Below are 12,329 nucleotides of genomic sequence, written 5' to 3'. Positions count from 1 at the left end.
CAAGCGGACGGCGCCGAACGCGGCGCGGCACGCCGCGACGCCCTCCGCATCGCAACCAGTGAGCTGCAAGGCCGGTCTCCGGGCTGGCGATCGGGGAGGCGGACCTCCCGGCTGCGACGCCTTCCCATGCCGTGGCACAGTGGCGAAAGTCGTCAGCGCGGATCGCTTACCGTTGCGGGGGCAGCGCCGGCCTTGTCGCAAGACGCACCGGCTTCCCGTTTCAACCCGCTGGCCGGAGCCGGTGGGTCACCTTGAAGCGGCGCGATTGTACGCGATCGCCGCTGGCTGCGCGGGGTAGGGCATGCCCATCCATCCCGGGGATGCGGCTTTGGGTCTGGCAGGCGCGCCACCGGTGTTGCGTGGCGCAGCGCCGACGGGTAGTCAGGTCGGGCCGCGCGGCGCAGGCGACATGCCGGCCAGACCTCGCCCGAAGGGCTGTGATCGCGTGCGTCCGTGGTCGCGTCGTCGCTCGGGCGCGGACTCACGTCCACGTTCTGCGTTGTCACAGGCATGCGCAATCAAGGCGCGGCATGCTTGGGGATGCGGCAACGCCCTAGTCGGCGTGGGTGCCGTGGCCGTCGTCGTCGCCGTGATGGTCGGCCACCGGCGTGTCGTGCGCCTCGTGCGCGTAGGCGCCGTCGGCAGCGTCGTCGCCGCGCGTGTCGTCGCGGTCGAAATGGGTGGTCGCCACCGGCCCGGCAACGGGCAGGCCGCGCTGCGCCGGCAGCGCCGCCGTCGCGGTCTCCAGCTCGCCCAGCAACTGCGCGCGCCGCGCCTCGGACAGTTCCTGCCAGTGACAGCCGCTGAGCGCGCCTTCCAGCGAATACAGCAGGTTGAGGCTGGGCTTGAAGCCGGCGCGCTTGACCTTGACGAAGGCGCCGACCGCGCCGGCCGCCTCCAGGTCCTGCTGCGTGCGCACGCCGACCTGGCGCAGCCAGGCCGCACTCTTGGGGCCGATGTTGCGCAGCTTGGCCGTGCTCATCGCAGGCTGTCGACGAAGACCTGGGCGATCGCTTCCAGGCCGCGCTGGTCGTCGGCGTCGAAGCGGGCCAGGTCCGGGCTGTCCAGGTCGAACACGCCGACCAATGCACTGTCGCGCAGCAGCGGCACCACCAGTTCCGAGCGCGAGGCGGAATCGCAGGCGATGTGCCCGGGGAACGCCTCCACGTCGTCGATGCGCTGGGTCTGGCCGCTGCTGGCAGCCGCGCCGCACACGCCCTTGTGCAACGGAATGCGCACGCAGGCGGGCAGGCCCTGGAACGGGCCGACCACCAGTTCCTTGCCGTCGTAGAGATAGAAACCGACCCAGTTCAGCCGCGGCAGCGCGTGATACACCAGCGCGGCCAGGTTGGCGGCATTGGCGATGCGGTCGGGCTCCCCGGCGACCAGGGCACGGGCCTGGTCGAGCAACTGGGCGTACTGTTCCGGCTTGCTGCCGGTGAGCGAGGACGAGGCGAACATCGCGCGAGTCTAGCAGCGCGCTGCGTCCGCCGGCACCGCGGCGGCTGACGCGCGCGGCGCGCCCGGCTATCCTGCGCGCCGCCGCGCGTCCCGCCGGCCAACCGACAGGGTTTTCGCATGGCTGTTCCCGCCTTCTACGTCACCGGCACCGATACCGGCATCGGCAAGACCATCGCCAGCACCGCGCTGCTGCATGCCTTGCGCGCGCGTGGCCAGCGCGCGGTGGGCATGAAGCCGGTCGCCAGCGGCTGCAGTCGCGACGCCGACGGCTGGCGCAACGAGGACGCGCTTGCCCTGCAGGACGCGAGCACGCCGCGGCCGGCCTACGCCGATCTCAATCCCTACGCGCTGCCGCTGCCGCTGGCGCCGGAATTGGCCGCCGCCGATGCCGGCGTGCAACTGGAACTGGCGCCGATCGCCGCCGCCTTCGAACGCCTGAGTGCGCAGGCCGACGTGGTGGTGGTGGAGGGCGTCGGCGGCTGGGCGGCGCCGCTGTCGGCGACGCTGGATCAGGCCGATCTGGCGCGCGCGCTGGGACTGCCGGTGGTGCTGGTGGTTGGCCTGCGCCTGGGCTGCCTCAACCACGCCCGGCTCAGCGCCGCGGCGATCGCCGCCGACGGCCTGCAGTGCATCGGCTGGATCGGCAACGAGATCGACCCGGCGATGGAGCGCATCGACGACAACATGGCGATGCTGCGCGCGCGTCTGCCGATGCCGTGCTGGGGGCGGCTGCCGTACCGGCCGCAACCGCAGGCCGCGCAGTTGGCGGCGGAACTGCAGCCGTGGGCGGGAATATCGCCCAGCTGATCAACTGCCGGGGCGGGTTTTGTGGGAGGGACTTCAGTCCCGACGCCTTACCGATGAAGCACGGTGCGGCAGCTTTTTCCTCGAAGAAAGCCAGGAGCGCCGGAACGCGCGCAATCGGCAAATCCCCACTCCCGAATCCCGAATCCCGAATCCCGCCCATAAAAAAGGCCCGGTAGAGGGAGGGATCTACCGGGCCTGTGGTTGCACGGGGGGAGGGACCCATGCAGACCGAGCGTGCGTCGGGCGGCGAACCGCAGCGACGTCGAAAACGGTGTTACTTGGCGGTGGGCTTGGCCTTGGGCGCAGCCTGTTCGGTCGCCGCCTCGAACTGGTGCTTGGCCAGCTGGCCGATCGCCTCGGAGGTCTTCAGGCCCAGGCCGAACACTTCCTGGTTGGCCGTGGCCAGCCGCTCGAAGTTGTCGCGGGCGATCTGCAGGCCCTTCGGCCACAGCGCCTGCACGGTGCCCAGATCGCGGGCCTCGGTCAGTTCGCCGAGGAAGCCGGTGGTGGCCGACACGTTCTTCTCGAAGGTCTTCAACTGCACGCCGAACACGCTCTCGGCGCTCTCCAGCGCCAGGCGGTTGGCACGCGCCGCGGCAGCGGCGAACTGCTGGGTGTAGCTGCTGAACTGATCGTTGAATTGAGCGGACATCATGCAACTCCGTTGGAATGCCGACTGCTGTTGCAGTGCAACATACGCCCATTCTGTTGCGATGCAACAAAATTTTTTGAAGCCGCTCAGGATTCGTTCAATCTACTTTCCGGATCAATGGCTTGGCGCAATTTTCCGGGGCTCGGCAAGGCGCCTCTGGGTTTTGGCAAGCGCCAATGCGCGCTACGACGCACGGGCGGGCGGCATCGCAAACGCTCAGCCACCGCGGTGCCGCCCTTGCGATTCCCCACTTCCCATTCCCAGCCTTTCAACCCGGACCGCGATAACGGCAGCCGGAGGTGCAGGTTTCATGGACCACCACTTCGCTCAGCAGCGGCAGCGCCGGCTTGAGCCGGTCCCAGATCCACACCGCCAGGCGTTCGCTGGTGGGGTTGTCCAGGCCCTCGATGTCGTTGAGGTAATGGTGGTCGAGCTGGTCGTAGAGCGGGCGGAAGGCCGCCTTGATGTCGCCGAAATCCATGACCCAGCCGCTCTGGGCGCCGGGTTCGCCGCTGACGTGCAGCTCGATGCGGAACGAGTGCCCATGCAAGCGCGCGCACTTGTGGCCGGGCGGCACGTTGGGCAGGCGGTGTGCGGCTTCGAGGGTGAAGACTTTGAAGATATCCATGGGCGGCATTGTACGGGCAGGGGCGGGAGCGGCGCGGTCGCGCGCGGGTCGAGGCGATGCAGCGGCGGTGGCCCGCGGCAGGCATCGCACGGCGATGCCGTGCCTGTGCCCGGGCTGGGGCCGCGCAACGAAAAAGCCGCCCCGAAGGGCGGCTTGTCGAGTGACGCGGCAGCGCTGTACGAGCGCTGCGATCAGCGCGGCGCGGCGGGACGGTTGCCGCCGTTGCCCTGCCGGCGTCCCTGGCCCTGGCGGCGTGCGCCGTCGGCGTGGTTGCCGCCGGGCTTCTTGCTGCCGGCGTGCGCATGCGCGTGCGCCGGCGCATCGCCATGGCCGCGACGGGCATGGCTGCCGCGACGCGGCGGACGGGCACCGCCCGGCCGCTCGTCCGGCGGGTTGTTGTTGCCCCAACGGATCGGTGTCACCGGCTCGAAGCCCGGCACGTCGCGGATGTCCATCTCGCGCTTGAGCATGCGCGCGATCGCGCGCAGCAGCTTGGCCTCGTCCTGCGCCACCAGCGAGATCGCCTCGCCGGTCGAGCCGTTGCGGCCGGTGCGGCCGATGCGGTGCACGTAGTCCTCGGCGACCATCGGCAGGTCGTAGTTGATGACCTTGGGCAACTGGTCGATGTCGATGCCGCGCGCGGCGATGTCGGTGGCGACCAGCACGGTGATGCGGCCGGCCTTGAAGTCGCTCAGCGCGCGCAGGCGCTGGCCCTGGCTCTTGTTGCCGTGGATCGCGGCGGTCTTCAGCCCGGACTTGTCCAGGAACATGGTCAGCTTGTCGGCACCGTGCTTGGTGCGGGCGAACACCAGGGTCTGCTTGCGCGAGTCGGCGGCCAGCAGGTGCAGCAGCAGTTCGCGCTTGCGCGCGCCGTCCACCGGGTGCACGCGGTGGGTGATGGTGTCGGCCACGGTGTTGCTCGGGGTGGCCTGGATTTCCTGCGGATCGTGCATGAACTCGCGGGCCAGCTGCTTGATGCCTTCCTCGAAGGTGGCCGAGAACAGCAGGGTCTGCCGGTTCTGCTTGGGCAGCTTGGCGAGGATGCGCTTGATCGACGGCAGGAAGCCCATGTCGAGCATGCGGTCGGCCTCGTCCAGCACCAGGATCTCGATGCCCGACAGGTCCACGCTGCGACGCTCCAGGTGGTCGAGCAGGCGGCCCGGGCAGGCGATCAGCAGGTCCACGCCGCGGCGCAGCGCGTCGAGCTGGTTGCCCATGCCCACGCCACCGTAGATGGTGGTGCTGGGGATGCGCAGGTACTTGCTGTAGCCGCGCAGGCTGTCGTGCACCTGGGTGGCCAGCTCGCGGGTCGGGGTCAGGATCAGCGCGCGCGGCTTGCGCGGGCCGCCACTGCTGACCGGCTGCGGCGAGGTGCCCAGGTGCTGCAGCAGCGGCAGGCCGAACGCGGCGGTCTTGCCGGTGCCGGTCTGCGCGCCGGCCATCAGGTCATGGCCTTCCAGGGCGACGGGAATGGCCTGCGCCTGGATCGGGGTGGGGGTTTCGTAGCCCTGCTCGGCCAACGCGCGCAGCAGGAAGGGCGCAAGGCCCAGGGATTCGAACGACATGAGAATGCTCCGGATAACGCGCCGACGCCGGGACGGACCCGGCGCGCAGACGCAAGTAGGTGAGGCTCGGAGCGTTCCCGTGAACCGCGCTGCGAGAGGGTGGATCAACCCGCAGCGCAAGGCTGGGGTTCGTCGGCACCACGAAAGGCGTCGGGTGGGGCGGGCGAGTCGGATCGTTGCGATCCTGGCCTCGCCGGCTGTCCCTGAGGGAAACGGACGGCCGCATGCAGACCGACATAGTCTACCTGAATTGGCGCGCTGCACAAACGCGGTGTCCGTTTCAGTTGAAACCAAGCCGGCGTCTGGCCGTACAATCGCCGGCTCAGCCCCCAGCACTGGACGGACATGAAGCTAGGTTCCCTGAAGGAAGGCGGCCGCGACGGCACCCTGATCGTCGTGTCCCGCGATCTGACCCGCGCGGTGCGCGCCACCGGCATCGCACCGACCCTGCAGCGCGCGCTGGAGGGCTGGAGCAACCTCGCCCCGCGTCTGAACGCCCTGTCCGAGTCGCTCAACGACGGCAGCGCCGACGGCCAGTTCGACCTGGACATGGCGGCACTGGCGGCGCCACTGCCGCGCGCCTACGAATTCCTCGACGGCAGCGCCTACCTGCCGCACGTCGAGCGGGTGCGCCGTGCGCGCGGCGCCGAGGTGCCGGAGAGCTTCTACACCGATCCGCTGATGTACCAGGCGGTCAGCGCCGGCTTCTACGGCCCGCGCGATGCGGTCAAGGTGGTCAGCGAGGACTACGGCATCGACCTGGAGGCCGAGATCGTGGTGGTCACCGACGACGTGCCGATGGCGGTCAGCCCGGCGCAGGCCGCCGCGCACATCCAACTGATCGGCCTGGTCAACGACGTGTCGCTGCGCAACCTGATTCCGCCGGAGCTGGCCAAGGGCTTCGGCTTCGTGCAGTCCAAGCCGCGTTCGGCGCTGTCGCCGGTGTTCGTCACCCCCGACGAACTGGGCCAGGCCTGGCAGGGCAACAAGGTGCACCTGCCGCTGCTGACCCACATCAACGGCGCCTGGTTCGGCGCGCCGGAAGCCGGCGAGGACATGCAGTTCGATTTCGCGCAGTTGGTCGCGCACGCGGCCAAGACCCGGCCGCTGGCGGCCGGCGCGGTGGTCGGCTCGGGCACCATCGCCAACCAGGACACCACGCGCGGCGCCTCCTGCTTCGCCGAGCAGCGCACCGTGGAAACCCTGCGCGACGGCAAGCCGAGTACCCCGTACATGTCCTTCGGCGACGTGGTGCGGATCGAGATGCTGGACCGTGACGGAGTGAGCATCTTCGGCGCGATCGAGCAGCGCATCGAGCAGGCACCGCTGCCCTGACCCGGCCGGCGGCGCTACCGGGGCGACCGGCGGCGCCGCACCGCCGCTGTCCACCGGTATCGTTGTCGATTGCGCAGACGGAGGCGGGCATGGACGAGGCACTGCAGCTTTACACCTACTGGCGGTCCAGCGCCGCGTACCGGGTGCGCATCGCGCTGGAGCTCAAGCGTCTGGCCTACCAGTCGCTGCCGGTGCACCTGGTGCGCGACGGCGGGCAGCAGCACTCGCCGGAATATGCGCGGTTGAACCCGCAGGAACTGGTGCCGACCCTGTGCCACGACGGCCAGCCGATCCGCCAGTCGCTGGCGATCCTGGAATACCTGGACGAGCGCTGGCCGGAGCCGCCACTGCTGCCGGACGCGCCGATCGACCGCGCCCGCGTGCGCGGCCTGGCGCAACTGATCGCCTGCGACATCCATCCGCTCAACAACCTGCGCGTGGCGCAGTTCTTCGAGAGCGCCTGGAGCGTGCCGCAGCCCGAGCGCGAGGAGTGGATGCGGCACTGGATGCAGACCGGCTTCGACGCGCTGGAGCAGTTGCTGGCCGAGTCGCCCGACACTGGCCGCTTCTGCCACGGCGAGCAGCCGGGCCTGGCCGACTGCTGCCTGGTGCCGCAGCTGTACAACGCGCGTCGCTTCGGCGTGGACCTGCAGGTCTACCCGACCCTGAAACGGATCGAGCGCGCCTGCCTGGCGTTGCCGGCATTCGAGGCGGCGCGCCCGGAGAACCAGCCCGACGCGCAGTGAGTCGCGCTGCGCCGTAGCAGCGGCTTCCGTCGCGACCGGGCTTCCGATGATGCCCGGTTGGCCACCACCACCCTCCACCGCCGCATCGTTGCGCGTGAGGGTATGAGAGGGGCTTCCGTCCCGACTGCAGTGTGTCGGACGCTCCGGCTTTCGCGCGTCGCGGCTGAAGTCGCTTCCATAGAAGCTTGCGGCGAACTCGCCGGGTGCACTGTGGGAGGGACTTCAGTCCCGACGACGGGGGGTGTCAGTCGGCTTTTGGCTTCGCGCGTCGCGGCTGCATGACAGTTGACTCCCGCAGTGGCTGGGGCCGGGCCTGGCGCGTAACTGCGTGGAAGTGGCGTTTGCCCTGGCAAGGGCGACGCGGCAGCGACCGCCGATGGGCGGTCGGTCCACTGTTGCCGCGGCTGCATCGCGATCGCAGACCTGCGAAGCCCCGGCCGTGCCCTCGCCGCTGCTGTGACGAAGCGGCGAGGCCTCAGACGAACCCGTGGGTGATCCGCGGCGCGGCGCTGGGGCTGTCGTAGTCGGCGTAGGGGTCGTGCTCGCCGCTGCCGCCTTCGGACAGGCGGAACTTCAGGGCCAGGCCGTCGCGCGAGTCGGCCGCGCGCAGCGCTTCCTCCTGCTCGATCTGGCCCTGCTTGACCATGCGGAACAGACATTGGTCGAAGGTCTCCATGCCTTCCTCCAGCGACTCCTCCATCGCCTGCTTGATCTCGTGGACCTGGCCGCGGCGCAGCAGGTCGCGGATCATCGGCGTGTTCAGCAGCACTTCCGAGGCCGGTCGGCGGCGGCCGCTGCTGTCCTTGACCAGGCGCTGCGAAATCACCGCGCGCAGGTTCAGCGACAGGTTCATCAGCACGTTCTTGTGCGCATTCTCGGGGAAGAAGTTGAGGATGCGCTCGATGGTCTGGTCGGCATTGTTGGAGTGCAGGGTGGCCAGGCACAGGTGCCCGGTCTCGGCGAAGGCGATGGCCGCCTCCATGGTCTCCGCGTCCAGGATTTCGCCGATCAGGATCACGTCCGGCGCCTCGCGCATCGCGTTCTTCAGCGCGTTATGGAAGGCGTGGGTGTCCAGGCCGACCTCGCGCTGGTTGACGATGGACAGCTTGTGCTTGTGCAGGTATTCGATCGGGTCCTCGATGGTGAGGATGTGCCCGGTGGTGGTGCTGTTGCGGTAGTCGATCATCGACGCCAACGAGGTGGACTTGCCCGAGCCGGTCGAGCCGACCACCAGGACCAGCCCGCGCGGGGTCATGATCACGTCCTTGAGCACCTGTGGCAGGTGCAGCTCCTCGATGCTGGGGATCTTGCTGCGGATCGCGCGGATCACCATGCCGACTTCGCCGCGCTGCTTGAACACATTGACGCGGAAGCGCCCGGCGTCCTGCAGGGCGATGGCCATGTTCAATTCCAGGTCCCGCTCGAACTGCGGCACCTGGCCTTCGTCCATCAGCGAGTAGGCGATCTTCTTGACCATGCCCGGCGGCAGGCCGGTGGCGCCGAGCGGGTACAGCTTGCCTTCGATCTTGATATAGACCGGTGCTCCTGTGGTCAGGAACATGTCCGAGGCGTTCTTTTCGGTCATCAGCTTCAGGAAATAGCCGATATCCATGCGCAATGGTTCCCCAACGATCCGCAATCGCCCGTTGCAAGCGCGCCACAGGCTTCCGACAATGGCCGTGACCGACGTCTCCGTCCACGGCCCCCCTAGATGAAAACTAGCTTCGCACACTTCCGTTGTCAGCAGTATGTGATGGCCTGCGCATTGGCGTTGTTCGCCGCGCCGGCCGCGTTCGCCCAGGTGGCCTCGCCGGAGCTGCTGTCTGCCCAGCAGGCGGTGCAGCGCGCGATCCAGGCCGATGCCGACCAGTACGCGCCGGACCTGCTGGCCAGTGCCCGCCAGGGCCTGGAACAGGCGCAGCAGGCCGCGCTCGACCGCCGCCAGCGCAAGACCGCGCCGCAGCTGGCGCTGCGCGTGGCCGCCGATGCCGATCTGGCGCGGGCGCGCAGCGAGGAGGCGGTGGCCAATGCGCAACTGAAGCAGCGCCAGGCCGAGGTGGCCCAGCTGCAACAGACCCTGGGCACCGGGGAGGGCCGTCCATGAGCCGCGCCCTGCACGGAATGCGCCGCCTGGCCCTGCTGGCGTTGCTGCTGGCGCCGCTGGGCGCGATGGCGGCCGACGATCCCGAGCTGGCCGTGCTCAACCAGCGCCTGATGGCGCTGCAGGCCGATCCGCTCAATGCCGATGTCGCCGCCTACGAGCGCCTGCAGGCGCAGCAGGCGGTGGCCAACTTCGCCAACGCCAAGCGCAAGGAGCGCGACGAGGCGCGCTACCTGGCCGAGCGCCGGGTCGAGATCGCCGAAACCATGGCCCGCGCCGAAATCGCTCGGCGCCAGGTCGACCAGTTGGAGAAGACCCGCAGCGACCTGCTGATCGAGGCCAGCCGTCGCGAGGCTGCCCGCGCCCGTCAGGAGGCCGAGCGCCTGCGCGTGCAGGCGCAGATCCAGGCCGAGGAGGCCGAAAGCCTGCGCCAGGCCGCCGAAGCCGAGCAGGCTGCGCGCGCGGATGCGGATGCGGCCCTGGCCAGCGTCGCCGGGCAGCAGACCGCCAAGCTCAGCGCCGCGCAGCAGAAGTCGGCCAAGCTGGCGCGCGAGGAGGCCGAGCTGGTCGCCGGCACCAAGCTGCCGGCCTCGCGCTTCGAGACCCGCGGGGAGGTCTTCACCTTCTCCGGTGCGGCCTTCGGTGCGGGCAAGGCCGCGTTGTCGGGCGACGCCACCAACCAGACCAAGGCCCTGTCGCAGTACCTGCAGATCAGCAAGGGCAAGGTGCGGATCGAGGCCTACGACACCGACGCCGGCGTGGCGCAGAAGCGCGCCGACGCCCTGCGCGCGGCCCTGGTCAGCGGCGGCGTGCCTGCCAACCGGGTGCAGGCGGTCGGCAAGAAGGGGCCCTCGACCAAGGCGCGTTCGGCCGAAGTTGTGATCGCGCCCTAAGGTCTGCGGGTGCCCGCGCAGGCGGTTTAACGGGGTTTTTCCCTGGGCCTGAGCGCCGAGCAACTGAATGCGGCAAAGCGGGCCTGCTTCTCTTGTTCGCGGCGGTGGGGAAGCGTAGGGTCGGTATTCCAGGTGGCACTCCCGCCGCCTGGTGCCAACGGAGGAGTTCGAGCCGATGACGCAGTGGCGCACACCGCAGTCCGACGTCGCAGGAACCGTGGTTCCAGGCGTTGCAGCGGTGCAGCCGGCGGCTCGCGCGCTTCCGCTCCCAGGCAACGCCCCGTGCCGCAGCGGCCGGGGCGTTCTTGTTTTTAGCTGAAGGAGGCTATTCCTATGTTCGAAGGGCAACCGCAGACCGAAATCGACGCGTTGATCAAGTCCGATCCGGAGTTCAAGCAGCTCTACCAGCGCCACAAGACCTTGGACAAGAAGTGCATGGACGCCGAACTCGGCGTGCTGCCGATCGACGATGTCACCCTGGCGCAGATGAAGCGCGAAAAGCTCGCCGCCAAGGAAAAGCTGCTGCGCCTTTACGAGCAGAAGCCGCACTGACCGTACTATTGCCCCCTTGTCGCGGGCGGTGGCTGGCCTCCTCGTCGGTTTGCCACCGTCCGCGTCATCCCTCTCCAAAGCCGCGATCGCGGCTTTTTTCGTCCCCGCCGCGCGTTTCCATCCCCGAGCGGGGATAATGACCGGTCCAGCCGCTGCCGCGGCGCGACGCATTCGGACCCGATGGCCATTCACTCCTCCGTACTCGACCTGATCGGCGACACCCCCATCGTCAAGGCCAGCAAGCTCGACACCGGGGTGTGCGAGCTGTACCTGAAGCTGGAGAGCGCCAATCCCGGCGGCTCGATCAAGGATCGCATCGGCCTGTCGATGATCGAGGCGGCCGAGCGCCGCGGCGACCTCAAGCCGGGCGCGGTGCTGGTCGAGGGTACCGCCGGTAATACCGGCATCGGCCTGGCCCTGGTCGCCCAGCAGAAGGGCTACAAGCTGATCCTGGTGGTCCCGGACAAGATGAGCCGGGAGAAGATCTTCAACCTCAAGGCGATGGGCGCCGAGGTCGTGCTGACCCGCTCCGACGTGGCCAAGGGCCACCCGGAGTACTACCAGGACCTGGCTGCGCGCATCGCCGCCGAGACCCCTGGCGCCTATTTCATCAACCAGTTCGGCAACCCCGACAACCCGGCCGCGCACGAGTTCGGCACCGGCCCGGAGATCCTGCGGCAGATGGATGGCCGGCTGGACGCGATCGTGTTCGGCTGCGGCAGCTCCGGCACCATGACCGGCCTGTCGCGCGCCTTCGCTGCCGCCTCGCCGCACACCGAACTGGTGCTGGCCGACCCGGTCGGGTCGATCCTGACCGAGTACATCGAGCAGGGCACGGTCAGCGAGAAGTCCGGCAGCTGGCTGGTGGAAGGCATCGGCGAGGACTTCCTGCCGGCGATCTCCGATTTCAGCCGGGTCAAGAAGGCCTATTCGATCAGCGACGCCGAGAGCTTCCACACCGCGCGCGAACTGCTGGCCAAGGAGGGCATCCTCGGTGGCTCCTCCACCGGCACGCTGCTGGCGGCGGCGCTGAAGTACTGCCGCGCACAGGCCGAGCCCAAGCGGGTGCTGGTGTTCGTCTGCGACACCGGCAACAAGTACCTGTCGAAGATGTACAACGACTACTGGATGCTGGACAACGGCTTCCTGGAGCGCCCGCAGCACGGCGACCTGCGCGACCTGATCCTGCGCCCGTACAGCCAGCGCGACACCGTGGTGGTCGGCCCCAAGGACCTGCTGACCACCGCCTATCAGCGCATGAAGCTGTACGACGTGTCGCAGCTGCCGGTGATGGAAGGCGATCAACTGGTCGGCATCGTCGACGAAAGCGACGTCTTGTTGCATGTATATGGCGACGAGGCACGGTTCCGAGACCCGGTGGCCACGGCCATGGTCAGCAAGCTCGACCGGCTGGACGTCAAATCGCCGATCGAGGCCCTGCTGCCGGTGTTCGATCGCGGCCAGGTCGCCATCGTGATGAACGAGGGCGCCTTCCTCGGCCTGATCACCCGTATCGACCTGCTCAACTATCTGCGCCGCCGGGTGCAGTAACACTCCCCGCGGCTGGCCGGCTCCGCTGCATGGGGCCA

General features: G+C 68.9%; 12 protein-coding genes, 1 pseudogene and 1 riboswitch. Of the genes and pseudogenes, 7 read left to right on the top strand and 6 right to left on the bottom strand.

The annotated features are described in order from the left end of the window. Positions 1 to 51: 51 nt before the first annotated feature. A riboswitch (cobalamin riboswitch) is annotated at positions 52 to 269 on the bottom strand. A 284-nt stretch (positions 270 to 553) separates the two neighbouring features. Next, positions 554 to 982 (bottom strand): TfoX/Sxy family protein, encoded by a 429-nt coding sequence (locus tag GGR64_RS06320; RefSeq protein WP_184448455.1) that lies wholly within the window; start codon positions 980 to 982, stop codon positions 554 to 556. Then, positions 979 to 1,461, bottom strand: coding sequence for a GAF domain-containing protein (locus GGR64_RS06315; protein WP_184448454.1), 483 nt, complete (start codon positions 1,459 to 1,461; stop codon positions 979 to 981). Before GGR64_RS06315 ends, GGR64_RS06320 begins: the two co-directional genes overlap by 4 nt. 117 nt (positions 1,462 to 1,578) lie before the next feature. Here GGR64_RS06315 and bioD point away from each other — a divergent pair, with 117 nt between their 5' ends. Then, positions 1,579 to 2,268, top strand: coding sequence for a dethiobiotin synthase (gene bioD / locus GGR64_RS06310; RefSeq protein ID WP_184644622.1), 690 nt, complete (start codon positions 1,579 to 1,581; stop codon positions 2,266 to 2,268). A gap of 274 nt (positions 2,269 to 2,542) precedes the next feature. On the opposite strand, the gene GGR64_RS06305 is transcribed toward bioD, so the two are convergent. The 3 genes and pseudogenes from GGR64_RS06305 to GGR64_RS06295 all read right to left on the bottom strand — a co-directional run. Then, positions 2,543 to 2,920 (bottom strand): phasin family protein, encoded by a 378-nt coding sequence (locus GGR64_RS06305; protein WP_160968855.1) that lies wholly within the window; start codon positions 2,918 to 2,920, stop codon positions 2,543 to 2,545. A gap of 268 nt (positions 2,921 to 3,188) precedes the next feature. After that, positions 3,189 to 3,548, bottom strand: coding sequence for a 6-carboxytetrahydropterin synthase QueD (gene queD, locus GGR64_RS06300; RefSeq protein WP_184644620.1), 360 nt, complete (start codon positions 3,546 to 3,548; stop codon positions 3,189 to 3,191). Positions 3,549 to 3,796: 248 nt separating this feature from the next. Continuing rightward, a pseudogene (locus GGR64_RS06295) lies at positions 3,797 to 5,113 on the bottom strand (DEAD/DEAH box helicase); the annotation flags it as partial. Positions 5,114 to 5,458: 345 nt separating this feature from the next. Here GGR64_RS06295 and GGR64_RS06290 point away from each other — a divergent pair. Next, entirely contained in the window at positions 5,459 to 6,448 is a 990-nt protein-coding gene (locus GGR64_RS06290; protein WP_184644618.1) for a fumarylacetoacetate hydrolase family protein, read from the top strand. An 89-nt stretch (positions 6,449 to 6,537) separates the two neighbouring features. Further along, a complete protein-coding gene (maiA, locus tag GGR64_RS06285; protein ID WP_184644616.1) occupies positions 6,538 to 7,194 on the top strand; it encodes a maleylacetoacetate isomerase in 657 nt (218 codons plus the stop codon). 475 nt (positions 7,195 to 7,669) lie between these two features. Here the strand turns inward: maiA and GGR64_RS06280 are convergent, their stop codons facing one another. Beyond that, positions 7,670 to 8,806, bottom strand: coding sequence for a PilT/PilU family type 4a pilus ATPase (locus tag GGR64_RS06280; RefSeq protein WP_160968863.1), 1,137 nt, complete (start codon positions 8,804 to 8,806; stop codon positions 7,670 to 7,672). Positions 8,807 to 8,905: 99 nt separating this feature from the next. Here GGR64_RS06280 and GGR64_RS06275 point away from each other — a divergent pair, with 99 nt between their 5' ends. From GGR64_RS06275 to GGR64_RS06260, 4 genes are all read left to right on the top strand, one after another. Beyond that, positions 8,906 to 9,298 carry a DUF4398 domain-containing protein gene (locus tag GGR64_RS06275; RefSeq protein ID WP_048491628.1) on the top strand — a complete coding sequence of 131 codons (393 nt, stop codon included), beginning with the start codon at positions 8,906 to 8,908 and terminating at the stop codon, positions 9,296 to 9,298. Between the two features lie 17 nt (positions 9,299 to 9,315). Next, a complete protein-coding gene (locus tag GGR64_RS06270) occupies positions 9,316 to 10,188 on the top strand; it encodes an OmpA family protein (protein WP_184645212.1) in 873 nt (290 codons plus the stop codon). 333 nt (positions 10,189 to 10,521) lie between these two features. Next, positions 10,522 to 10,740 carry a YdcH family protein gene (locus GGR64_RS06265; RefSeq protein WP_010340228.1) on the top strand — a complete coding sequence of 73 codons (219 nt, stop codon included), beginning with the start codon at positions 10,522 to 10,524 and terminating at the stop codon, positions 10,738 to 10,740. Between the two features lie 180 nt (positions 10,741 to 10,920). Further along, positions 10,921 to 12,291 (top strand): pyridoxal-phosphate dependent enzyme, encoded by a 1,371-nt coding sequence (locus GGR64_RS06260; protein WP_184644614.1) that lies wholly within the window; start codon positions 10,921 to 10,923, stop codon positions 12,289 to 12,291. Positions 12,292 to 12,329: the final 38 nt, after the last annotated feature.

This window comes from Xanthomonas sp. 3307, from assembly GCF_014199735.1.
Taxonomy (GTDB): domain Bacteria; phylum Pseudomonadota; class Gammaproteobacteria; order Xanthomonadales; family Xanthomonadaceae; genus Xanthomonas_A; species Xanthomonas_A rydalmerensis.
The sequence above is the reverse complement of the archived record's forward strand: the minus strand, read 5'-3'. Positions and strand labels throughout refer to the sequence as shown.

Excerpts from the sequence above, each read along its gene's own strand:
- GGR64_RS06320 (WP_184448455.1), bottom strand. The coding sequence starts at position 982 with ATGAGCACGGCCAAGCTGCGCAACATCGGCCCCAAGAGTGCGGCCTGG.
- GGR64_RS06315 (WP_184448454.1), bottom strand. The coding sequence starts at position 1,461 with ATGTTCGCCTCGTCCTCGCTCACCGGCAGCAAGCCGGAACAGTACGCC.
- bioD (WP_184644622.1), top strand. The coding sequence starts at position 1,579 with ATGGCTGTTCCCGCCTTCTACGTCACCGGCACCGATACCGGCATCGGC.
- GGR64_RS06305 (WP_160968855.1), bottom strand. The coding sequence starts at position 2,920 with ATGTCCGCTCAATTCAACGATCAGTTCAGCAGCTACACCCAGCAGTTC.
- queD (WP_184644620.1), bottom strand. The coding sequence starts at position 3,548 with ATGGATATCTTCAAAGTCTTCACCCTCGAAGCCGCACACCGCCTGCCC.
- GGR64_RS06290 (WP_184644618.1), top strand. The coding sequence starts at position 5,459 with ATGAAGCTAGGTTCCCTGAAGGAAGGCGGCCGCGACGGCACCCTGATC.
- maiA (WP_184644616.1), top strand. The coding sequence starts at position 6,538 with ATGGACGAGGCACTGCAGCTTTACACCTACTGGCGGTCCAGCGCCGCG.
- GGR64_RS06280 (WP_160968863.1), bottom strand. The coding sequence starts at position 8,806 with ATGGATATCGGCTATTTCCTGAAGCTGATGACCGAAAAGAACGCCTCG.
- GGR64_RS06275 (WP_048491628.1), top strand. The coding sequence starts at position 8,906 with ATGAAAACTAGCTTCGCACACTTCCGTTGTCAGCAGTATGTGATGGCC.
- GGR64_RS06270 (WP_184645212.1), top strand. The coding sequence starts at position 9,316 with ATGCGCCGCCTGGCCCTGCTGGCGTTGCTGCTGGCGCCGCTGGGCGCG.
- GGR64_RS06265 (WP_010340228.1), top strand. The coding sequence starts at position 10,522 with ATGTTCGAAGGGCAACCGCAGACCGAAATCGACGCGTTGATCAAGTCC.
- GGR64_RS06260 (WP_184644614.1), top strand. The coding sequence starts at position 10,921 with ATGGCCATTCACTCCTCCGTACTCGACCTGATCGGCGACACCCCCATC.